The organism is Celeribacter sp. SCSIO 80788, assembly GCF_051054295.1.
In the GTDB taxonomy this organism is placed as follows: Bacteria; Pseudomonadota; Alphaproteobacteria; order Rhodobacterales; family Rhodobacteraceae; genus Celeribacter.
Map to the genome: position 1 here is coordinate 3,558,650 of NZ_CP150482.1, position 21,369 is coordinate 3,580,018.

The window sequence follows — 21,369 nt, forward strand, 5'->3', positions numbered from 1 at the left end:
AATGAGCTGGACCACGAAGCTGTGGAAAAACGGCGTTTTGCCCTTGGAAAGCGCGGCGCGCTTGCGGTAGCTTCGCGGGCACATGAGCACAGCATCCTTCATCCATCTCCGGGTTCACACCGAATATTCGCTCCTCGAAGGGGCGATGCGGCTCAAGAAACTGAGCGGCATGGTGACGGATATGGGCATGCCCGCCGTGGCGGTGACGGACACCAACAACCTGTTCTGTGCGCTCGAGTTTTCCGAATATGCCAAGGGCGCGGGCGTTCAGCCGATTCTCGGCTGTCAGGTCAGCGTCGGCTATCACGAGCCGGAGCCGGGAGAGCGGCAGAAAGCGCCCGCGCCGGTGGTTCTTCTGGCGCAGAGCGAGACGGGTTACGAGCACCTGATGAAGCTCAACTCCTGCCTCTATGTCGACAAACACGACGGCATTCCGCAGGTGACGATGGCGGAGCTGGAGCGCTATTCGGCGGGGCTGATCTGTCTCACGGGCGGCTCGGACGGGCCGGTGGGGCGGATGATCCGCGACAATCACGAACCGCAGGCGCGCGCACTTTTGGAACGCTTCAAAGCGATCTATCCGAACCGGCTTTACGTCGAGTTGCAGCGCCATCCGGGCGAGGACGGCAGCCATACGGAGGCCGAACGGCTGACTGAGCGGCCTTTCGTGGAATGGGCCTACGATCTGGGTCTGCCGCTGGTCGCGACCAACGACGTGTATTTCCCGAAGGAAGAGATGTACGAGGCGCATGATGCGCTGATCTGTATCGCCGAAGGGGCCTATGTGGATCAGGTCGAACCGCGCAGACGTTTGACTCCACAGCATTATTTCAAGACGCCTGCGGAGATGACGGCGCTGTTCGCCGATCTGCCGGAGGCGATCGAGAACACGGTGGAGATCGCGAAGCGCTGCGCCTTCAAGGCTTATAAACGCGATCCGATCCTGCCGAAATTCGCCGATGACGAGGTGGAAGAACTGCGCAAACAGGCGTGGGAAGGTCTGGACAAGCGTCTGGCGGTGATCGATGCGGCGGCTCCGCGCGAAGAGTACGAGGAGCGGCTCAAATTCGAGCTGGGGATCATCGAACAGATGGGCTTCCCCGGTTACTTCCTGATCGTGGCCGACTTTATCAAGTGGTCGAAGGACAACGGTATTCCGGTCGGGCCGGGGCGGGGGTCGGGGGCTGGCTCGCTGGTCGCCTATGTGTTGACGATCACGGATTTGGACCCGCTGCGCTATTCGCTTCTGTTCGAACGGTTTTTGAACCCGGAACGTGTGTCGATGCCCGACTTCGACATCGACTTTTGCATGGACCGGCGGGAGGAAACCATCCGCTACGTGCAGGAGAAATACGGGCGCGACAAGGTGGGGCAGATCATCACCTTCGGTGCTTTGCTTTCGAAAGCGGCGGTGCGCGACATCGGGCGGGTGTTGCAGATGCCTTACGGGCAGGTGGATCGTCTGTCGAAACTGATCCCGGTCGAGGGCGTCAAGCCCGTGTCGATCAAACAGGCGCTGGAAGACGAGCCGAAACTGCGCGAAGAGGCCCGCAACGAAGAGGTTGTCGACCGGCTTTTGACCTATGGCCAGCAGGTCGAGGGGCTTTTGCGCAATGCCTCCACCCACGCGGCGGGGGTTGTGATCGGGGATCGTCCGCTGGACAATCTTGTGCCGCTTTATCAGGACCCGCGCTCCGACATGCCCGCGACCCAGTTCAACATGAAATGGGTGGAACAGGCCGGGTTGGTGAAATTCGACTTTCTCGGCCTCAAGACGCTGACGGTCATTCAGTCGGCGATGGACCTGATTTTCAAATCGGGGCGGCCTCTGCATGTCGCCGCCGACGGGACGCAATTGTACGAGCCGCCTGAGGGGGGCGTGAACGAGATCAACCTCATCCCGCTGGATGACGAGAAGACCTATAAGCTTTATTCGGACGCCAAGACGGTCGCGGTGTTCCAGGTGGAAAGCTCGGGCATGATGCAGGCGCTTCGGCAGATGAAGCCGACCTGTATCGAGGACATCGTGGCGCTTGTGGCGCTTTATCGTCCGGGGCCGATGGAAAACATCCCGACCTATTGCGACGTGAAGCACGGGCGCAAGGAGTTGCAGTCGGTTCACCCGACGATCGACCATATTCTGGCCGAGACGCAGGGCATCATCGTCTATCAGGAACAGGTGATGCAGATCGCGCAGGTCATGGCGGGCTATTCGCTTGGCGGCGCTGACCTTTTGCGCCGTGCGATGGGGAAAAAGATCAAGGAGGCGATGGACGCCGAACGCCCGAAATTCGAGGCGGGGGCGGCCAAGAACGGCGTCGACAAAAAGAAGGCCTCCGAGGTGTTCGACCTTCTGGAGAAATTCGCCAACTACGGGTTCAACAAATCCCACGCGGCGGCTTACGGCGTGGTGTCTTATCAGACCGGTTGGCTCAAGGCGAACCACCCGGTGGAGTTCATGGCGGGCGTCATGAACTGCGATATTCACCTGACCGACAAGCTGTCGATCTTCTGCGAAGAGGTGCGGCGGGGGCTGAACATCGAAATCATCCCGCCCTGTGTGAACCGCTCTCTGGCGACGTTCGATGTGGTGGATCAAAAGCTGGTCTATGCGCTGGGCGCGCTCAAGAACGTCGGTGTCGAGGCGATGCAACTCATCGTCAAAGCCCGAGAAGAAACCGGCAAGCCTTTCGTGACGCTGTTCGATTTCGCCCGACGGGTGGATCTCAAGAAGGTCGGCAAACGGCCTTTGGAGATGCTGGCGCGCGCGGGGGCGTTTGATCTTCTCGACAGCAACCGCCGCCGGGTCTTCGACAGCCTCGATGCGCTGGTGCAATATTCCGCCGCGATCCATGAGCAGAAGGCCTCGAACCAGGTGTCGCTTTTCGGCGATGCGGGCGAGGACCTGCCGGAACCGCGCCTGTCGCCCGTGGGCGATTGGGTCGCTTCCGAGCGGCTGATGGAAGAGCAGAAAGCCATCGGGTTTTATCTCTCCGGCCACCCGCTCGACGATTACAGCGCCGCGCTCAAGCGCAAAAAAATCGGCACGCTCGCCGAGGTGCAGGCCCGCGCCGAGGCCGAGGGTGGCGTGATCATGAAGGTCGGGGTGCTGGTGTCCGGGTTCCGCCCGATGAAATCCGGCAAGGGCACGCGCTATTTCCGGATGAATATTTCCGACCCGACCGGCCAGCTCGCGGGCATCGCCATGTTCCCGAAAAAGGGCGAATACGAACCTTCCCATGACATTTTCGAGAAACACGACAAGCTGGTGATGTCGCTCGAAGGCCGCTTCAACGACGGGCAGTTCGACCCGATGATCCGCTCCGTTGCGCCGATGGAAACCGTGGTGGCGGATGCGGGGGGCGCGGGGCTCAAGATCTATTGCGAGGACACTCGGGCCATCGTCATGGTCGGCGAGCTTTTGAACCGGGTGACGCGGGAGGCGAAGCAGCCCGCCAAGGGGGCGATCAGTTTTTGCCTCATGCCACAGGACAGCCAGAACGAGGTCGAGATTGACATTCCGCAACCCTTCGTGATCACGCCGGAGATCAAGGGGGCGATCAAGTCTTTTGACGGGGTGGTGATGGTCGAGGATATGTGAGGGGCACGCGGGAGGTCGCATTCGAACGCGTTTGCGGTGCGAACGCTGCCTCGAATGCCCGTCTTGTCACAATTTGCGGGGCAAATTGTAACTTCACCAATGCGGCGGGCGTTGATCGGCCAAGGGCACGGAGCCATCGGTTTCGGATTGGCGGAGCGCTTCCGCCTCCATCAGCATGCCGAGTCGTCTTTCCACCAGTTCGAGCACACGCTCCTGTTGCGCGACGACGTCGGAGAGCTCCTCGACGGTTTTGGTGAGGTAGGCGACCTGTTCCTCAAGCGCGATGATGCGATTTTCGTCTGACATGCCGGTCTCCTTTTATGAGCGGGTTTATGCCCCTGAATACGGGGCTTGTCATCAGCTTTTCATGGGATTTCGCGGGTTTTGCCAGTGCTGCCGCCTTGCTCAGCGGGCGGGCTTCCGCTATGCCGCCCGCGACAGTCGTGCAAAAGGACCAGCCATGGCCAAGCCCAAGAAAACCCCGCGCCCCAAGGCCGTCACGCCGAAGGGCTTTCGTGATTACTTCGGCACCGAAGTGAGCGAGCGCAAGCATATGCTCGATCAGATCGCCGAAGTGTATCATCTTTACGGGTTCGAGGCGCTGGAAACCTCTGCGGTCGAGACCGTCGAGGCGCTGGGCAAATTCCTTCCCGACGTGGATCGCCCGAACGAAGGTGTGTTTGCGTGGCAGGAGGACGACTCGGATTGGGTGGCGTTGCGCTATGACATGACGGCACCTTTGGCGCGGGTTGCGGCGCAGTATCGCAATGACCTGCCCTCGCCCTATCGCCGCTTTGCGATGGGGCCGGTCTGGCGCAACGAAAAACCGGGGCCGGGGCGTTTCCGCCAGTTCTACCAATGCGACGCCGACACCGTGGGTGCACCCTCTGTGGCGGCGGACGCGGAGATTTGCGCGATGCTGTCGGACACGCTTGAGGCCGTTGGCATTCCGCGTGGCGATTACATCATCCGGGTGAACAACCGTAAAGTTTTGGACGGGGTGCTGGAGGCCGCAGGCCTGCCGGACACGGACGAGTGCGCGCATGTGCGCGGCATCGTTCTGCGCACCATCGACAAGCATGACAAGTTCGGGGACGAAGGCGTCATGGCGCTGTTGACCGAGGGGCGTAAGGATGAGAGCGGCGATTTCACCAAGGGCGCGGGGCTTGCCACGGCGCAGGTCGATCTGATCCTCGGGTTTGTGAACGGGCGTCAGGACAGCAATGCCACGACGCTGGATCGTCTGGGCGAACTGGTCGGCGCGGCTGTGACCGGCCAAGAGGGCGTCGCAGAGCTGCGCGAGATTGCCGAGCTGCTCGAAGGTCAGGGCTACGGCCCCGACCGCATCGTCATCGATCCTGCCGTGGTGCGGGGCCTCGGCTATTACACCGGGCCGGTCTATGAGGCCGAGTTGACCTTTGAGGTCATGGATGAAAAAGGCCGCGTGCGCGAGTTTGGCTCGGTTGCGGGCGGCGGGCGTTATGACGATCTGGTCAAACGCTTCACCGGCCAATCCGTGCCGGCGACCGGCATGTCCATCGGCGTCGACCGTCTTCTGGCCGCGCTGCGGGCGACGGGCCGGATCGGGTCCAAGGCCCTGGGCCCGGTCGTGGTGACCGTGATGGATCGCGACCGGATGAGCGCCTATATGGAGATGGTGACGGAGCTGCGTCAGGCGGGCATCCGCGCCGAAGTGTACCTCGGCAATCCGAAGAACTTCGGCAACCAACTCAAATACGCCGACAAACGCGAAAGCCCGGTGGCGATCATCCAAGGCGGCGATGAGGCGGAGCGCGGCGTGGTGCAGATCAAGGATCTGATCCTTGGGGCCAAGATCGCGGAAAATGCCTCTCTCGAAGAGTGGAAAGACCGCCCGAACCAATATGAAGTGCCGCGCGATCAGATGGTCGCGAAAGTGCGCGAGATCATCGAGAGCTATAGCTGATGCCCCGTTTTGACATTCCGAAAGCGGCGGTCAAGGCCGAGGCCGCGCGTCTCAAAGCCTTCTTCGAGGACAGCGGTGCGCAGCCTGTGGAGATGGACATTCTCCTGCCCGCGGAGGTGCTTTTGGACCTCTACGGCGAGGACATTCGCGCCCGCGCCTATGTGACCCATGACCCGGAGCGTGGCGAGATGATGCTGCGCCCGGATTTTACCGTGCCGGTGGTGCAACAGCACATGACCGATGGTGCCGAACCTGCGCGCTATACATACGCGGGCGAGGTGTTCCGCAAACAGGAAGACATGCCGAGCCGGGCCAATGAATATTTTCAGGTCGGCTATGAGGTGTTCGACGGCGTCGATCCGGCGGCGGCGGATGCGGAGGTGTTTGCGCGCTTTGCCGAGGTGCTGGCGGATGCGGGGCTGCATGCCGCCACCGGCGACATCGGGATTCTCAAGGCCGCCGTGGCGGGGTTGAAGACCACCGAACGCCGCCGCGCGGCGTTGCTGCGCCATATCTGGCGGCCGCGCCGCTTCCGCGCGCTGATGACGCGGTTTTCCGAGGCGGGTACGGCGCTGCGCCAACAAAACCTCGACCGTGTCCGCGCCAATCTCAACGAGGCGGAAGCCCCGTTCATCGGGCTGCGCACCCAGACGGAGATCGACAGCCGGATCAGGGCGCTCGAAGAAGACGCGAGCGAACCGCCGATTTCCGCGTCCGAGATCGAGCTTCTGGACGACATCCTGTCGCTCAAGGAGACCCTGCCGCATGTGCTGTCGCAATTGCGCGATATTGCCGTGGACCTGCCCGCGATTTCCGAGGCCGTCAGCCTTCTGGGGCGTCGTATCGACGCGTTGGCCGCGCGGGGCGTCGATGTTGAGAACCTCGATTTCGAAGCCTCTTACGGGCGCACCTCGATGGAATATTACGACGGGTTCGTCTTTGGCTTTTACGCCGAGGGCCGTCCCGATTTGCCGCCGGTCGCAACCGGCGGGCGCTATGACGCGCTGACCGCCGTTCTGGGGCAGGGGCGCTCCATTCCGGCCGTGGGCGGGGTGATCCGCCCCAACGTGCTTCTGAGCCTGAAAGGAGGCGCGTGATGGTCGTCAAACTTGGCGTGCCCTCCAAGGGCCGGTTGATGGAAAAGACCTTCGAATGGTTTTCCGAACGCGGCGTGATGTTGTCGCGGGCGGGGGCTGAGCGGGAATATTCCGGCGCGGTCGAGGGCATCGAGGGCGTCGAGCTTGTCCTGCTCTCCGCCTCCGAGATCCCGCGCGAACTTGCCGCCGGGCGCATCCATCTCGGCGTCACCGGCTCCGATCTCGTGCGCGACAAACTGGCCTCGTGGGACAGCAAGGTCGCCGAACTTGCCGTCATGGGCTTTGGCCATGCCGATCTGATCATTGCCGTGCCGAAATGTTGGACCGATGTCGACACGCTGGACGATCTCGACGCTGCCGCGTCGGCCTTCCGCGCGCGGCACGGGTTTCGGTTGCGCATTGCGACGAAATACCACCACCTCGTGCGCGAGTTCCTCAAGCTGAACGGTGTGGCGGATTATCAGCTCGTCGACAGCCAGGGCGCGACCGAAGGCACGGTGAAGAACCTCACCGCCGAGGCGATCGCCGACATCACCTCGACGGGGGATACGCTTCGGGCCAACCACCTCAAGGTGCTGAGCTGCGAGCCGATCCACCGGTCTCAGGCGACGCTGTTCAAATCGCGCATGGCGCATTGGACGGAGGAGACGCGGGCGACGTTGACCGAGCTGACCGAGATGATGGGGCTGGGGGACTGAGCCACGGAACAGGGGGGGCTCCCCTGTTTCCTTTGTTGCCCTAAATACTCAGATCACGCCGATCTCGGCCAGCGCCTGTGCCAGTTCCGGCGGCAGATCGGGTTCGTTTTCGCGGCCCTGCGGCAGATCGGCGGGGGCGTCTTCGGGCTTGAGATAGCGCCAGCCCTGAAACGGACGGCGCAGCGCGTTTTGCGTGCGGATCAGCGGCGCGGCCAGTTGGATGCGGCAGCGGCGCACACCGTCTTCGCCGATAACTTCTTCCAGTCCCACGATTTTCTGGCGTGCCTGAATGGTTCCCTTGATCACCCAATAGAGCGATCCGCCCTTCAGGAGCTTGTCCTCCTGCTTGGGCCACATGCGGGTGGTGTGGCCGCGCAGACCCTTGGGGGCGGCTTCGATATAGGCGTTCAGTTCATCGAATGAATCGACGCCAACGCAGAGTTTTACGAGATTTATGTGATCAGACATCAGATTGCTCTATGTGTGGTATAAGAGCATAGGCCCGGCCCGCGATTCTTCAAGTTGATCCGCAGGAGGAAGGCGACTTGCTCTGCGCGCTCTTGCATTCACGAACGGAAAACACCGCCATGACCCGCTTTGCCGCCCCCATCGCCGAACAGATCTGGGACATGAAATATCGGCTGAAAGAAGCCGACGGGACTGTGCTGGACCTGTCTGTGGAGGACAGTTGGCGGCGGGTGGCGCGCGCTCTGGCGTCGGTGGAAAAGGACAGCGCGGCGTGGGAGGAGAAATTCTACCACGCGCTGGAGGATTTCAAATTCCTGCCGGCTGGGCGCATTCTGGCGGGGGCGGGCACGGGGCGTGCGGTGACGTTGTTCAACTGTTTCGTCATGGGAACGATCCCGGACAGCATGGCGGGGATTTTCGACATGCTGAAAGAGGCCGCGCTGACGATGCAGCAGGGCGGCGGCATCGGCTATGATTTTTCCACCATCCGGCCCAAGGGGGCGGAGATCAGGGGATTGGCGGCGGATGCCTCCGGCCCGCTGTCGTTTATGGATGTCTGGGACGCGATGTGCCGCACGATCATGTCGGCGGGCTCGCGTCGCGGTGCGATGATGGCGACGATGCGTTGCGATCACCCGGATATTCATCAGTTCATCGAGGCGAAACAGGATTCGGCGCGGTTGCGGATGTTCAACCTCTCGGTGCTTGTGACCGACGATTTCATGGACGCGGTGAAGGCCGACGGTCCGTGGGAGCTGAGTTTCGGCGGCAAGGTTTATCACACGGTCGAGGCCCGCGATCTCTGGAACAAGATCATGCGCGCGACCTATGATTATGCCGAGCCGGGCGTGATCTTCATCGACCGCATCAACAAGATGAACAACCTCTCCTATGTGGAGACGATTGCCGCGACCAACCCCTGTGGCGAGCAACCGCTGCCGCCCTATGGCGCGTGTCTCTTGGGCTCGATCAACCTTGCCCGTCTGGTGACAGACCCGTTCGGGCCGGGCGCGGAGATGGACGAAGAGGCTTTGTCCGATCTCGTCGCGACCGCCGTGCGGATGATGGACAACGTCGTGGACGCGTCCCGTTTCCCGCTTGAGGCGCAAGCGCAAGAGGCACAGGCGAAACGCCGCATCGGGCTTGGCGTTACGGGGCTTGCCGACGCGCTCTTGATGATCGGTCAGCGCTATGGCTCGGAAGAGGCCGCCGCGACCTGTGAGACATGGCTCAAGATGATCGCGCGCGCGTCCTATCTGGCCTCCGCCGGATTGGCGAAGGAGAAGGGCGCCTTCCCGCTTTTCGACAAGGACAAATATCTGGCCTCCGGTTCGCTCAAGATCATGGATCAGGACGTCAAAGACGCCATCGCCAAAGACGGCATCCGCAACGCGCTTTTGACCTCCATCGCCCCGACCGGCACGATCAGCCTCTATGCGGGCAACGTGTCCTCCGGGATCGAGCCGGTGTTCGCCTATGCTTACACCCGCAAGGTGCTGCAAAAAGACGGCTCGCGCACCGAAGAGGAGGTCGTCGATTACGCCGTCAAACTCTACCGCGACAAGTTCGGCGCGGATGTCGAGCTGCCCGAGTATTTCGTGAACGCCCAGACGCTCGCGCCACTGGATCACGTCCGGATGCAGGCGGCGGCGCAGAAATGGGTCGACAGCTCAATCTCCAAGACGATCAACTGCCCGGAAGACATTGCCTTCGAGGACTTCAAGGAAGTTTATATGGAGGCCTATGAGACCGGCTGTAAGGGCTGTACGACCTACCGCCCGAACGATGTGACGGGGTCGGTTTTGTCCGTGTCCGAAACCACGGAGAAAGCCCCGGAACAGGAGATCGGTGCGGAGGCCGTATATCTTTCAGAGCCGCTCGACCGCCCGCAACAGCTCGAAGGCAATACCTACAAGGTCAAATGGCCGGACAGCGAACATGCGCTCTACATCACGATCAACGATATCGTGGTCGGCGGGCATCGTCGCCCGTTCGAGATTTTCATCAACTCGAAGAACATGGAGCATTTCGCCTGGACCGTGGCGCTGACCCGGATGATTTCGGCGGTGTTCCGGCGCGGGGGCGATGTGTCCTTTGTGGTCGAAGAGCTGAAAGCGGTGTTCGATCCGCGTGGCGGGGCGTGGATGAAGGGCAAATATATCCCCTCGATTCTGGCGGCCATCGGCGGCGTGATCGAGACGCATCTCGTCACCATCGGCTTTATCGAGGGCGAGGGGATGGGGCTCAAGGCCGACCCGAAATCTGAGGTGGTCGCGATCGGAGAAAAACCGCGCGGCAAGGCCTGTCCGTCCTGCGGTGCTTACGACATGCGCATGGTCGAAGGCTGCATGACCTGCGCCTCCTGCGGCCATTCGAAATGCGGCTGAGTTAAACGGCTTCGGCAACCAGTGTGAGACCCGGCATAAAACGGCCATTATTAGCGTTTTTTGACCATTCCGACACAGATCAAATGACCACCGACAACCCGGTTTGTCGGTGGTTTCTTTTTATTTCAAGAACTTAGGGTCGCCGTGTCGGTTTGCACCGACTGACTTTGGTGTGGGCCAGCGGAGTGCTCTGGTGCCGTTGACCTGGGAAGCGCCATGTTCTCATAACGTTCTCAAGGATCCGGATCCTCTTACTGAAACCCCTGGCAGCCGCGCGCTGCCAAATGTTGGTCGCCAATCGAATGGCGCGCCGGCTCATAGAGGACATCCAATGACACGGATCCAGTTTATCGATGTGAACTTCCCACCCAGCAACTTGCCATCCTCTCTCGATATCGAGAGTCGTCTGAAGCGGCACCTTCATCAGTTGCGCCAGAAGACTGGTACTGTGCGGGAAGACTATTTTCTGGAAGATTTGGACCGGCTGAAGGTCAGGCGTCGGACCGAAGCCTATTTGAATGCCGTCGCCCGGAAGTCCGGCATGGGTCACCTGGACAAAGATGATCGGAAGAAGCTGGAAGTTTTCCGAAAGGGCGCCGAACTGAAATCGGTTGAAACAGAACACCGTGCGGATGAGATTGCTTCCGCCCTCCACACCGAAATGCCCTGGATGGCGGAAGCGACCGAGCACGTGTGGCAGGACATGCGCGCGTCGGTGCGCAACGGTGACCCCGCTCCCCGGCTGAGGCCGTTGCTTTTGGTCGGGCCGCCGGGGATCGGTAAAAGCTTCTGGGCGCGGTTGCTCGGTGACAAGTTGATCGTGCCAACGACGGTCATTGAGGCAACGGGTGAACCCGCTGCGTTCTCCGTGACAGGCAGCCAGAGAGGCTGGGGATCCGCAGGTCCAGGGAAACCGCTGGAAGGCATCATGGCCAGTGGCATCGCGAACCCGGTCGTGGTGGTCGACGAGATCGAGAAAGCCGGTATCGTGGACTCGAATAGGGGAATGAGATTTTCGCTAAGCGAGGGCATGCTCCCCCTTCTGGAACGTTTCACTGCGGCCCGGTGGTCATGTCCATTTTTCCGGGTGTCGTTCGACATGTCTTGGATCACCTGGGTGATGACCGCAAACTCCCTAAGTGGTCTGCCCGCCCCGTTTCTGAGCCGCTGTCCTCCCCTGCATCTGCCGGCCCTGTCCGCAGAGGATCTGAAAGGGTTCGCGACGAGAGAGGGTGGCCGCCGCAGCCTGCCAGACGATGCAATCGCTGCGGTACACGAGGTGATCGCAGCGATTGACAAGCCACAGCTCGTCAGCCTGCGGTCCGTGGTGCGCATGTTGGATGCTGTGGACCAAGCGATACATCGCCCGGTGCTTCATTGACACGGGCGGCTGCGCCGGGACGGTATTGGACGTCAACATGCCTCACAGACGGTCTTCATGATGGTGAAGGGACAGAGAAATGACAGACGACGACAAGCCGCGTTACTTCAGCTTCGAGGAGCGGCAACGGCAGAAAGCGCGAGCTCGGCAACGAGACGAGGAGCGGCTGGAACGTGGGGAGATTTCACCGCGGGAACTGCAGGAGGAGAACATGCCGTTTCGAAAACTCAGGCGCGACCGGGTGGCGATCTATAGAAACAAGAAGACCGGCGAGTTTGTATGGATGTCCTTTGAGCGGAAACGGGGGGCCGAAGATGGCAGTGAGGATTGACGGTTGAGCACTGGAGCCTGCCGCCACTCAGTGTGTGACAGGGCCTCATTCTTGGCAGTTGAAACGATATGGCCGCCCTTCGGTGGTCCCGTGTTCAAGGCAGGTATCTGGGGACTTTTGTTCTGATGAACTGTATTTGAAGCGTTCAAACCGGTGAAGAAGCAAAAAGGGAAGCCGAAGCTTCCCTTTAAGAATTTCGCTACCTACTTCGTAGCTATCCGATACTTGCTCCTTACGAGTCAGACCTCGGATCACGGTGCCCGCGTAGACCTGAGAAGTTACCTTCTCTCCATATTTAACGACCATCAGGTTGACACATGGTCGAAAGCCGAAGCCTGAACACGAAGGTAGGTGATCGCTGAGCGTTTGTCAATGACGGTGCAGTACGTTGCAATGCTAGAGGTCGCTCAAGTATGAGAGGTAAGAGACCGAGGCACCATGCCGATTTTGCAAGATTTCCCGAATCGAAAACAAGGAGGATCCTGTGGCCAGAAGGTCATCAACTACTAGAATGCGTTGGCCAGAAACCGGGGGCGTGTCTCCTTTAACCTTAAAGAAGTGAAACAAAGTCCGCACATTATTGGCCACTAGCTTTGTTTGGTACGTCTGATCCGGTTCGATGCGTCCCAGTTGATCCAGTTCGTCATCGAAGGCGTCTTGTTGACTCCGCTTCAATTTAGGTGGGGTTGCCCGAATGTCTTCCAAGACTTCACCAACTGTCTTCTTCACGAGGAAAGCTGAATCCAGTATCGGTACACCTGATATGTCCGAAACCATCGTAGTGAACCGCCCGCAGAATGGAGAAGATGAAGGCGTGGGCAGTAAGTAATCATGCCGCTGAAGCTCCTCCAAGCACTTGGTCAGAATATTCCTTGCCCGTGCGTCAAACTGAGTGCGCCAGAATGGCAAAATTCTATACGACCCCGTGTCTTTTAGGGCATGAATCAACGGGTTGCCGTCGTCCCAATCCCGTCCTCCCAAATAGTTTCGCTTGAACACATGCAAAGTGCTGATGCCGCCCTTTCGCCCCCGGGTGGGATTGCTGGCCACAAGGGTATTCACTCCATGCTGGTGGGTGTCATTGATGGTGACATATCGTGTAGCTGAAACCTCGATACCCAATGTGAAGCCTTTGAAATATTTGCGCAGTCTTCTGCTTAGACATGAATTATCGCCGTAAAGAAAGTATCTTTATATACGCATGGCCGCTCCAGTTTGGATACAGGCCGGAGCGCCAACGACCTGCATCCAAGGGTGCCTCATTCAAAAGCGGAGATTCTTTGAGTGAGAATAAATTCTAAATGTACTTGCGGTAGTCGCTACTCACCTTTTGTCCCTCAGGTAAATATTTCAGCACATCGCCGACTTTTCGTGCTGCTCGTATGGGGATGGGTAGCCTTTGATTCATTTGTGTGGAGTTCCAGTTTACCTTTGTGAGACTGAACACCTCTTTTGCTATCTGTTCGATAGTGCTCTCGCTTTGTGGATGGGGACAAATTAACAGAGGGTTTGGGACATAAAGGCCTGGATAGGTGCCGTAGTAGGGAATGCTGCCGTTGGTATAGAGCAGCCCATTGCCGTCCAACTCAACGAAGGTGCCGCGGAGGACGGGGAAGTCGCCGTCGCGCAGCACCTTGACCGAATAACTTTCGTGAACCCAAATGAGATCGCGCAGTTCCACACCTGCCTCGTCGAGCGCCCTGCCAACACCCTCGGCCTCGTCTTCGCGAAAGCGCGACGTCTTCATGACAATGACGCGTGCTGGCATTGTTCTATGGACCGACTTGTAGGCGGCCAGGGCACTCTCGGTGAGCTTGTGAGCCTCATCAATGGTGAGGAATGGATGACGACCCCGCGATTCTGACTGCGCAGGGCCACCTCTAAGAATGAATCCTCTGCCCCGCTCATCGAACATTTGCGCAGCGCTGGTCCATATCTCGTCGGTTTTGGCATCCTTGAAAAAGCTGATGCCAATGTAGCAGGCGGTGAACTCACCTTCTTCCGGCAATCTGCGCCAGGGCACCTTGCCGCTTCCCTTGTAGTATAGCGTCGTCATAAGGTTCCATGCGAGGTCAGCACGATCTTGGGTTTGGCGGTCAGAGTTCTCCTTAATCTTGCGGGGGATCTTAGCGTCGGGGTTGATCACATCCTCCCAGACAATCTGAATTGGAAACCTGAGATCCATCGCTCTGGCCTTTAGTAAGCCGCGGAAGTTCGGAGAGGTTTCCTTGCCAGCTTTCGCCTCGGTCGCGTTATCCCCTATGACTTCGTTAGTGCCCGCCCGTTCGTTCCTCCAGACTCGTTCGATCAGCTTGACAGGGAGCGAAACCATGACCACGTCCGGCCGTTCATGATGCGCCTCCAACTTTTCCAGTTGCGCCATAACTGCTTCGACGGCCATCTCCACAGCACGCGCATCGCTCGGTTCCTTGGCAATCTTCTCGATCTGACCTTTCGTCAGTACCCCGTCTTCGTCCGCTACCATTTCAAACCGGCACCGATATGGGTTCTGGTTTCGCAACCCGGGGAAGTCCGGGTGAAGGTTCGGGTGCTTTTCGGTCTTGCCCTCGAACCCATCTTCGATCGCATTGAGAAACTCGCCTGATTTTTCGACGGTCAGAGCGCTGCCAACAACGCCGACTTTGATGGTGTCGCCCAGGTTTGGTTGTAGTGGGCCCGCCTGTAGCAACCCCAATCGCGGATCAGGATGATGGTGTTTGTCACCAAATTCCAGTTCAGGCTCCGGAAAGATTTTTGTCTTGAAGTCGCTCATAGGTCGAAGCTGCCTTGTTCATTCGAGCCGGACGGCTTCTTCGGCTTCTGCGCCTTTGCGCCCCAAACGTCCTCGGGCACGCTCTTTGGCAGTTCGATGGAAGGTGGGTCACCAAACTTGATGATGCGATCTGTTTTGGTATCGGGTGCCAGCAGTTTGCCTGCATCTTCAAATTCCATACCCGACAGCAATCGATGCCACATGATCACCTGGCCTCGAACTGTGTTGTTTGTGTCGAGGCGCTTTTTCCCGGACAACAAGGCATCCGGATAGTTGAGTGCGTGTTCTCCATCCGAAGTGAAGTAGTAGGAAGGATTGACGATCAGGTACCATTGATCCGCCAATCGCTCGAACCGGGGATGGAATGAATGGTGCCGTACATAATCGACGGGTCCCTCCCCCTTTGACTTCTGATAGACGCTGACAACGTCGGCCTGTGTCTTCTGCTTCGCCCCAAGATAACGAAATTTGCGCGCGACGACTCCTGGCGTTGGTAAGAAATAGAACTGTTTTTTCTTTCGGTCCCATCCAAGCAAATCCCGAAAGTCATGCGCCAAAGTATGCCGCAACAGACCCGCAAATTTGTATTGCTGATCCACTGCGTCATGTTGTGCCAGAAAGTCGGTTTCGATCCGTTCGACCTGATCCCGTTCGACCAGGTCGCGAACGGGTGTGGTTAGTGGGTCGCAGAATGTCCAAAGCGAGGTTTCATCGATCATCCAATCGTACCGTTGACCTTCCCGGACCTTACTCATCCGGGCGAGCGCCTTTTGGGTGGAGAGCTGTGTCTGTGCGACGAAGATTTCCTCAGGAAGCTGCAGTGGTACCATGTTGATGATCGCTTCTTCCCCTCCCCCTAGTGGCGGGACATAGTAACCGTGACCTTGCTTGGTGACCGTCAGGGCCGCGAGGTGGTCCTTCGCGCGTCCGTCCAAGACGTCACGCTCCTTATCGAACTGCAATGTGCGTTCGGCCTCGCCAACGAGGTTTTCGAGCGACTTCCAAAAGAACGTGTCATCCGATTGCCTATAGAGAACTAGGATAACGGGTAAGTTGGAACCGCGCCAGTAGTCGAAATCCGATGCGCGGACACGATAGGTAAACCCGGAGCCCGTCTCACCGACATATCTGCCACGCTCGGTAGCCTTCACCTGAACGGCGATCATCTTTGCCGTAGGTTGATCATCATCCATCACCTCAGCTATACCGTCGATCCCTGCCTCCAGTCGCGACCGACCATCGAATTGGAACCCAATTCGTAAGAATTGAAGTTTGGCAGCCTGCTCTCCGATTTCGCCAGTTCTTTGGCTGGGTGTGATCTTCTTGTTCACATCTCGATTCCTAAAACGGTCTTTTCGAGATGTATCACCTTATTTGGCGCAACATAAGGTATGGGATACAAGATCTACCGGGCATCCTTGCAATGCGTCAGGTTGCGGAAATCACCTACAGTGCGATCTGGAATCATCCCTCGCAACTCAAACTTCTCGAAACCGCCCTTCGTGTAGGGCATGCCCATTCGATAGCCCTAGAAGCATCAGCCGCCCTTCTGCTTTACCAAGCTCATCGAGCTATTCACCGATTGCCTCACCTGTACGAACATCCAGCGCCTTGACGACATCATCAAACTGGTAGTGCCGCCGACCATCCACAACGGGCATGTTCGGGCCCGTGCAATTCGCCTCAAGGATCTCGACAATCCTCTCCGGCAGGTGCTTTGGATCGACAGGCAGTCCGGCCTGGAGCGCTCTGCGGATGATCGACACAGTAACCAGCGTGTCCGCATTAACTTTGTCAGCTTCAGTCAGCGCGCGTGCCATCTTTGGGCCCTGGGCTGGCTCAGGAGGACCGACGAAGTCCTCTCGCTCTCGACGGATGTCATCAAAGGTGGGGCGGTCGCTCATGCTTCTCCTGTGGCTCTCTTGAACGGTGGGCCTGTCGGACATCGTCGTCACGGTAGTGATGTCGATGTCGGCGGGCAGGTCAACTCACTCACCCCGGCGCGATGTGGCCTCCCCGAGTGGCCTACGGCATTGAGATAGAGGATCAGACAACTTTGTGACCCTGTAAGCAGGTCCGTCACTTGGCCTTGGTGCGCGCCGCACGCCGGGCCAGCGCCACAACCAGGTCGGTCCGCGTGACAATGCCAACGATCTTTCCGTACTCGAGCACAGGAACGGCGTCTGTATCTCCCTCTGCCATCATGGGCAGCAACGCCCCGATCGGGGTGCCGGTGGTGGCGCGCGGCCCGGCGACGCTCATGATGTCAGCTGCCGTCACGGGTTTTTCCCGACTCCGGTCCAGCAAACGGCGGAAGGCAGCGCCAAAGCCTCGGTCGAGGCGCAAGGCATCATCGCGGGCCTGGCTGATAAGGTGCATCTGGAAGATCACACCCTGGAAGGTCTGTTCCGTCCCGACGACCGGCAGAGATGTGAAACGATGCTGCCGGAACAGATCGGCGATCTCGCCAAGTGGGGTTTCAGGGGAGACGGTGACGAGGTTGCGCGACATGATATCCTGCGCAGTCAACGGACCCGAAGACTGTGCTGCGGCCTGAAGCTCGGCGGCTCCGATCAGTCGGGCAAGATCCTCGACCCCGAGGTTGAATGATTGCCGATAGCGTTCAAGGATACCTGTTAGCTCCTCTTCCGAAAGCCCGAGAAGTTCCATCGGATTGCGATCTCGTGTGCCGTGGCTGCTTGGGTCATCGAACTGCCGGAACGGGTAGTGGCGACCTGTCAGTCGGGCATAGACGGTTGCCAGCAGGACCAGCGATATTGTCTCAACCGCGATCGGTGTCAGGGCGAACCAGAACCCCAGATGCGCGATGGCGTCTGGTGACATGGCCGCGGTCATGGCCACGGCTCCGGCGGGCGGATGGATTGCGCGACACAGGATGGTCGCCGTGATGGCCAGTCCGACGGCAAGGGCGATGCGCAAGGCGGGATCTTTCACCAAAAGGCAGACCGCAACCCCGACGAGGGCCGCAACTGTGTTGCCGACAATGGCAGACCACGGCTGCGCTAGGGGGCTGTTTGGAACGGCGAAGAGCAGAACTGACGAGGCACCGAAGGGTGCGACGAGATAGAGGCCGAGGTCCAGATCTACGACGGGCGACAAGAGGAACAGTCCAGTCAACGCCAATCCGATGAGCGCACCAAGCCCCGCGCGTAGCGCCTCTCTGGCTGGTACATGGGCCACAGCCGGGCCGAGAGATCTCAGAATATGCAATGCAATGCGATGCCTCTACGGGAATTTTTGCTGAAATTTTCACCAGCTTGCAAAAAGGTCAACCTGTAGGGCCCTTAAATGAAACAGGGCGTATGATCAGGCTATTGTGATGGAGTGCGGGCGATACTCCCCCCTGCGAGGTGAAGATATGCTTGGGAAAGTGTCTGGTCAGCTTCTGTCGCCGATGACAAAATCGGTCCATGATCGAATTTCGCAAACTCACTGACGTCGAGCCCGCCCTGCAGTTGTCTCCGTTGCTTCGGGCTGCGCACCGCACCATGCAGTATGCCGCCGAGAACAATGGCATCGGCTTGACCTCCACGAAGGCATTTCAGCGCAAGTTCGTCCATTGGGCCCTGGAGCATGTCGACTGGCCGGGATACGGGCCGGAGAAGGCCTTCAAAGTCAGCAAGGTGGTCAACGAGTACGAGTTTCCGCCGATCCAGATTGTGCATTTCTTGTTGTTGCAGCGGAAGCTCGGGCGTAACTACAAGGGCAAGTTTCTTCTGACGAGGAAGGGGAAGGACCTCCTAACAACCCCCGGTGTACTCTTCGGCGAATTGATCCCGTTCTTCCTGCTGGAGGTTGACCACACTTCATATGGCCGCCTGGACGAGCGCCCTTTCGGGACATGGGATGTCTGGCTCAACGTGATGAATGTCGAACTGGAGCAGGGGCTGACGGAGAGGCAGCTGTATGGTCTGTTCTATGGGGATGGGCCGGATTGGGATAATGCAGGATGGCGGGAACTCGCGGCGTTCTCCAGCTACGTTCTGAAGCCTTTGGAATGGGCCGGGCTGATCTCGGTCCATGAGGTTGAGGGCGGTAGCCGGCGGGACTGGATGTGTTTCAAGACGGCGCTTTGGAGGGAGGCGCTTCGGCTGGAGACTGATCGGGAGGTGAGGCCGGCGGTAAGGTGCTGAGAGATCAAGGCCCGCCATTTCGGCGAGCCTTTTGTTGCGGAGCTGGGATCAGTCATAGAGCATCAGGCTCGTCTGCGCCGTGTTCTCAGCATCCATGTCGTTGTCGGATCGTGTCACGATGGCCCTCCGATCTTTCAGATAGGTCAGATCAGTTCAAGAGCTCAAAAGATGAGCCAGATCAACAATGTCGGCTGCATCAGCACCGGTGGATACCCTGTTGTTCATCATTTGACCAATCACGTATCTCAGCCGATCCACATCGCCGGATTTAGCAGCTTCTACGCCAGCAGCGACATGTTGATCATGCAGTTCCTCGCCAACAACCATGAAATAATGAACTCTGAAAATCATGACCTCTTTGCTGAACAAAGACAGCGAAGATCGCAGATTGTGAGGCTCGTTTCCGCTTTTAGCCAACGGTATCGGATGACTGAGTTCGACGCGTGAAAGCTACCAGACGGTGTCGTTCAAAACATCGTGTGTGAAATTATCGACTGCTTTGAACGCCGTTCATGGAAGCAAAATCCAACAGGATTCTGAAAGATTCTACTTCCTCTAGGAAGCCAGCGAGTTGAGCTTGTATCCACCTGAGTTCCATGAAAACACTAAAGGCGCAGCATAAGCTGCGCCTGAAAGTTTAGACTCTCTTGGCCCCGGTCTCCCGACACGCCACACCTTGTGAAGCCACCAAGCGAGTACAACGAGCATACGGCCCAAATATTAAGAACACAAGAACAAACTGAGTAATGACGAGCGAACCTTATCCAGGCACCGACAGCATTTTGAAGCGTCAAGTCGATATCATGGAGGCTCTGGCAGAATATGTGTCATTCGTGGCCACGCCTCGCCAAGTGGCAGAGTTTGAGCTTGATGCCACGCGCCTACACCCGACCCTTCTTAGGGATTCGATACTCGAAGCAACAATCACAAAACACAGCTCTACCCGGCATGCTACGGAGCAAAGGCGCCTCATTCACTCGATATATGCGCGCAAAACGAAAGAAATGGCAGCCCTGTATCCCCTTATCTTCTCCACAGAGAATGCATATCGCGCAGCACTAACCAATTACTACCACAGTTATTTCGGAGCGGAAGACTGGTGGAAGAAGCTGGAAGCCTGGTATCTAAAAGAAGGGCTTCGCGGGCAGCGCCTGGAGTTCATCAACGGGAAGAGGCTTGGCGTGAAATTCGCTACAACGCTGCTACGAGTTTTTGACAAACTGGCAGCGGATCCAGACAATTTCACTTCGCTCCGCCGTCAGGAGAACAAAGGGCGCTTCTTTTACCATCTGGCGTTTGGTCAGCTCAGTTTCTTCTTTGATGATGATTGGAGTAATGCTTCCTCCATTTTCAGCAACCAAATCGTGTTAGGGCAAAGAATCTCCAAAACGAGCACGCTCGAAAACTTGGAGAAAGTGCGCCTTGTCAGAAATGAGGTTTTTCACAGCAATCCTGTCAAAAACACGAGCAACTTCGTTCGTGCGGCAGAAGCTCTATTGTTGGCACTCGATTTGAACCTCGGTCGCTTTGATCAAGACCTGAGAAGTGCGCAATATCAACGGCCGAACTTTGGAGACACTGCGACGGGAAACATACCGCCGCTTTGAACTTCCACTTCCTCAAAAGAGCATCAACATGGTGATGAACGTCACACACCGGCGACGAACTCATGGGAGAGCCGGACGGCCAATGCAAGTTTCGTGCTCGATGCTCTGGAACAGGCTGTTCATCAGCGCCAACCCGGATCAGGGCTGGTGCATCATTCGGATCGCGGGTCGCAATACCTGTCAATTCACTACACCGAACGGTTGGCGGAGTCAGGCATTGAGCCTCTTTGGGAAGCGTCGGAGACAGCTACGACAATGCGCTTGCTGAGACGATCAACGGCCTGTTCAAGGCCGAGGCATTCACCGCCGTGGCCCATGGCGCAGCTTCGACGCCGTGGAATACGCCACACTCGAATGGGTCGACTGGTTCAACCACCGCCGACTGCTGGAACCCATCGGAAACATCCCGCCAGCAGAGGCCGCGGCAAACTACTACGCAGCTCTGGAAACTCAGACCATGGCCGCGTAACTTACATCAACCTGCCTCCGGCAAACCCGTGACGGTTCAAGCAATCTAGGGCCGTGTATTCCGTTGATATTACAATCCTGGAGTTCACTCGGACGGCTTTGGCGCATAGCGCATACACCCGTTGCCTCGATAGGTGCTTGCTGCCACGCGACCCTGTGCAAGAGTTGCGCGAAAGGTGCAAGTCCGCACGCCTTCATGAGGCGTTGTACCAATGGTCACCAGCTTGTTGTCGATCAGGACAGTGTTCGGAGAATGGAAAACGTAGGTCTCCCGGAAGGACCAAATGGCTTCGCTCCGTGATCGTTCTGTTGGCGGGCCGATGACAGTAATCACCTCATCAAGAGTCTTGCCGTTGAACTGGCTTTGGCGCGTGGCGGTCATCTTCGGGTTTTCGCAGGCGGCGAGAATGAGCAGAGCGCCCACAAATAGCCCCGCATGAATACGATGCGAGTACATTG

Annotated in this window: 18 protein-coding genes and 1 pseudogene; 11 read left to right on the plus strand and 8 right to left on the minus strand. The window is 58.3% G+C overall.

Features of this window, described 5'->3' with window-relative positions; genetic code table 11:
- Positions 1–82 precede the first annotated feature (82 nt).
- Positions 83–3,601 (plus strand): DNA polymerase III subunit alpha, encoded by a 3,519-nt coding sequence (gene dnaE / locus V1471_RS17880; RefSeq protein WP_434290544.1) that lies wholly within the window; start codon positions 83–85, stop codon positions 3,599–3,601.
- Positions 3,602–3,694: 93 nt separating this feature from the next.
- Here dnaE and V1471_RS17885 read toward each other — a convergent pair whose 3' ends face one another.
- Positions 3,695–3,907, minus strand: coding sequence for a SlyX family protein (locus tag V1471_RS17885; RefSeq protein ID WP_434290545.1), 213 nt, complete (start codon positions 3,905–3,907; stop codon positions 3,695–3,697).
- 154 nt (positions 3,908–4,061) lie between these two features.
- Between V1471_RS17885 and hisS the strand changes: the two genes are divergently transcribed.
- The 3 genes from hisS to hisG are packed head-to-tail and all read left to right on the plus strand — an operon-like array spanning position 4,062 to position 7,341.
- Entirely contained in the window at positions 4,062–5,546 is a 1,485-nt protein-coding gene (hisS, locus tag V1471_RS17890) for a histidine--tRNA ligase (protein WP_434290546.1), read from the plus strand.
- Positions 5,546–6,643 carry an ATP phosphoribosyltransferase regulatory subunit gene (locus V1471_RS17895; RefSeq protein WP_434290547.1) on the plus strand — a complete coding sequence of 366 codons (1,098 nt, stop codon included), beginning with the start codon at positions 5,546–5,548 and terminating at the stop codon, positions 6,641–6,643. Before hisS ends, V1471_RS17895 begins: the two co-directional genes overlap by 1 nt.
- On the plus strand, positions 6,643–7,341 hold the full coding sequence (gene hisG, locus V1471_RS17900; protein WP_434290548.1) for an ATP phosphoribosyltransferase: 699 nt from the start codon (positions 6,643–6,645) through the stop codon (positions 7,339–7,341). The genes V1471_RS17895 and hisG overlap by 1 nt, the downstream gene beginning before the upstream one ends.
- Before the next feature lie 48 nt (positions 7,342–7,389).
- On the opposite strand, the gene V1471_RS17905 is transcribed toward hisG, so the two are convergent.
- Positions 7,390–7,809, minus strand: a complete 420-nt coding sequence (locus V1471_RS17905) for a DUF1489 family protein (protein ID WP_434290549.1) — start codon at positions 7,807–7,809, stop codon at positions 7,390–7,392.
- 119 nt (positions 7,810–7,928) lie between these two features.
- Here V1471_RS17905 and V1471_RS17910 point away from each other — a divergent pair, with 119 nt between their 5' ends.
- From V1471_RS17910 to V1471_RS17920, 3 genes are all read left to right on the plus strand, one after another.
- On the plus strand, positions 7,929–10,196 hold the full coding sequence (locus V1471_RS17910; protein ID WP_434290550.1) for an adenosylcobalamin-dependent ribonucleoside-diphosphate reductase: 2,268 nt from the start codon (positions 7,929–7,931) through the stop codon (positions 10,194–10,196).
- Between the two features lie 331 nt (positions 10,197–10,527).
- Positions 10,528–11,577, plus strand: a complete 1,050-nt coding sequence (locus tag V1471_RS17915) for an AAA family ATPase (RefSeq protein WP_434290551.1) — start codon at positions 10,528–10,530, stop codon at positions 11,575–11,577.
- Between the two features lie 79 nt (positions 11,578–11,656).
- Positions 11,657–11,908, plus strand: coding sequence for a hypothetical protein (locus V1471_RS17920; RefSeq protein WP_434290552.1), 252 nt, complete (start codon positions 11,657–11,659; stop codon positions 11,906–11,908).
- A gap of 396 nt (positions 11,909–12,304) precedes the next feature.
- Here the strand turns inward: V1471_RS17920 and V1471_RS17925 are convergent, their stop codons facing one another.
- From V1471_RS17925 to V1471_RS17945, 5 genes are all read right to left on the minus strand, one after another.
- Complete coding sequence (locus V1471_RS17925) at positions 12,305–13,030, minus strand: hypothetical protein (protein ID WP_434290553.1); 726 nt, start codon at positions 13,028–13,030, stop codon at positions 12,305–12,307.
- Between the two features lie 175 nt (positions 13,031–13,205).
- Positions 13,206–14,681 carry an argonaute/piwi family protein gene (locus V1471_RS17930; protein ID WP_434290555.1) on the minus strand — a complete coding sequence of 492 codons (1,476 nt, stop codon included), beginning with the start codon at positions 14,679–14,681 and terminating at the stop codon, positions 13,206–13,208.
- On the minus strand, positions 14,678–16,012 hold the full coding sequence (locus V1471_RS17935; protein ID WP_434290556.1) for a DUF4365 domain-containing protein: 1,335 nt from the start codon (positions 16,010–16,012) through the stop codon (positions 14,678–14,680). Before V1471_RS17935 ends, V1471_RS17930 begins: the two co-directional genes overlap by 4 nt.
- Before the next feature lie 240 nt (positions 16,013–16,252).
- Positions 16,253–16,585, minus strand: coding sequence for a hypothetical protein (locus V1471_RS17940; protein ID WP_434290557.1), 333 nt, complete (start codon positions 16,583–16,585; stop codon positions 16,253–16,255).
- Positions 16,586–16,760: 175 nt separating this feature from the next.
- Complete coding sequence (locus V1471_RS17945) at positions 16,761–17,912, minus strand: HPP family protein (RefSeq protein WP_434290558.1); 1,152 nt, start codon at positions 17,910–17,912, stop codon at positions 16,761–16,763.
- A 200-nt stretch (positions 17,913–18,112) separates the two neighbouring features.
- On the opposite strand from V1471_RS17945, the gene V1471_RS17950 reads away from it, so the two are divergent.
- The 4 genes and pseudogenes from V1471_RS17950 to V1471_RS17965 form a co-directional block, all read left to right on the plus strand.
- Complete coding sequence (locus tag V1471_RS17950; protein WP_434290559.1) at positions 18,113–18,835, plus strand: hypothetical protein; 723 nt, start codon at positions 18,113–18,115, stop codon at positions 18,833–18,835.
- A gap of 168 nt (positions 18,836–19,003) precedes the next feature.
- The gene (locus tag V1471_RS17955; RefSeq protein ID WP_434290560.1) at positions 19,004–19,282 is read left to right on the plus strand and encodes a hypothetical protein; all 279 of its coding nucleotides are present in this window, start codon (positions 19,004–19,006) and stop codon (positions 19,280–19,282) included.
- Positions 19,283–19,581: 299 nt separating this feature from the next.
- Positions 19,582–20,442: a hypothetical protein gene (locus tag V1471_RS17960; protein ID WP_434290561.1), complete on the plus strand. Its 861-nt coding sequence runs from the start codon at positions 19,582–19,584 to the stop codon at positions 20,440–20,442.
- 69 nt (positions 20,443–20,511) lie between these two features.
- Positions 20,512–20,911 (plus strand): annotated as a pseudogene (locus V1471_RS17965) (integrase core domain-containing protein); the annotation flags it as partial.
- 84 nt (positions 20,912–20,995) lie between these two features.
- Here V1471_RS17965 and V1471_RS17970 read toward each other — a convergent pair.
- A complete protein-coding gene (locus V1471_RS17970; protein WP_434290562.1) occupies positions 20,996–21,367 on the minus strand; it encodes a hypothetical protein in 372 nt (123 codons plus the stop codon).
- Between the last annotated feature and the right edge of the window lie 2 nt (positions 21,368–21,369).

What these genes read in the sequence shown, in the direction of transcription:
- dnaE (WP_434290544.1), top strand. Translation starts at nt 83, where the DNA reads ATGAGCACAGCATCCTTCATCCATCTCCGGGTTCACACCGAATATTCG.
- V1471_RS17885 (WP_434290545.1), bottom strand. Translation starts at nt 3,907, where the DNA reads ATGTCAGACGAAAATCGCATCATCGCGCTTGAGGAACAGGTCGCCTAC.
- hisS (WP_434290546.1), top strand. Translation starts at nt 4,062, where the DNA reads ATGGCCAAGCCCAAGAAAACCCCGCGCCCCAAGGCCGTCACGCCGAAG.
- V1471_RS17895 (WP_434290547.1), top strand. Translation starts at nt 5,546, where the DNA reads ATGCCCCGTTTTGACATTCCGAAAGCGGCGGTCAAGGCCGAGGCCGCG.
- hisG (WP_434290548.1), top strand. Translation starts at nt 6,643, where the DNA reads ATGGTCGTCAAACTTGGCGTGCCCTCCAAGGGCCGGTTGATGGAAAAG.
- V1471_RS17905 (WP_434290549.1), bottom strand. Translation starts at nt 7,809, where the DNA reads ATGTCTGATCACATAAATCTCGTAAAACTCTGCGTTGGCGTCGATTCA.
- V1471_RS17910 (WP_434290550.1), top strand. Translation starts at nt 7,929, where the DNA reads ATGACCCGCTTTGCCGCCCCCATCGCCGAACAGATCTGGGACATGAAA.
- V1471_RS17915 (WP_434290551.1), top strand. Translation starts at nt 10,528, where the DNA reads ATGACACGGATCCAGTTTATCGATGTGAACTTCCCACCCAGCAACTTG.
- V1471_RS17920 (WP_434290552.1), top strand. Translation starts at nt 11,657, where the DNA reads ATGACAGACGACGACAAGCCGCGTTACTTCAGCTTCGAGGAGCGGCAA.
- V1471_RS17930 (WP_434290555.1), bottom strand. Translation starts at nt 14,681, where the DNA reads ATGAGCGACTTCAAGACAAAAATCTTTCCGGAGCCTGAACTGGAATTT.
- V1471_RS17940 (WP_434290557.1), bottom strand. Translation starts at nt 16,585, where the DNA reads ATGAGCGACCGCCCCACCTTTGATGACATCCGTCGAGAGCGAGAGGAC.
- V1471_RS17950 (WP_434290559.1), top strand. Translation starts at nt 18,113, where the DNA reads ATGATCGAATTTCGCAAACTCACTGACGTCGAGCCCGCCCTGCAGTTG.
- V1471_RS17955 (WP_434290560.1), top strand. Translation starts at nt 19,004, where the DNA reads ATGAGCCAGATCAACAATGTCGGCTGCATCAGCACCGGTGGATACCCT.
- V1471_RS17960 (WP_434290561.1), top strand. Translation starts at nt 19,582, where the DNA reads ATGACGAGCGAACCTTATCCAGGCACCGACAGCATTTTGAAGCGTCAA.
- V1471_RS17970 (WP_434290562.1), bottom strand. Translation starts at nt 21,367, where the DNA reads ATGTACTCGCATCGTATTCATGCGGGGCTATTTGTGGGCGCTCTGCTC.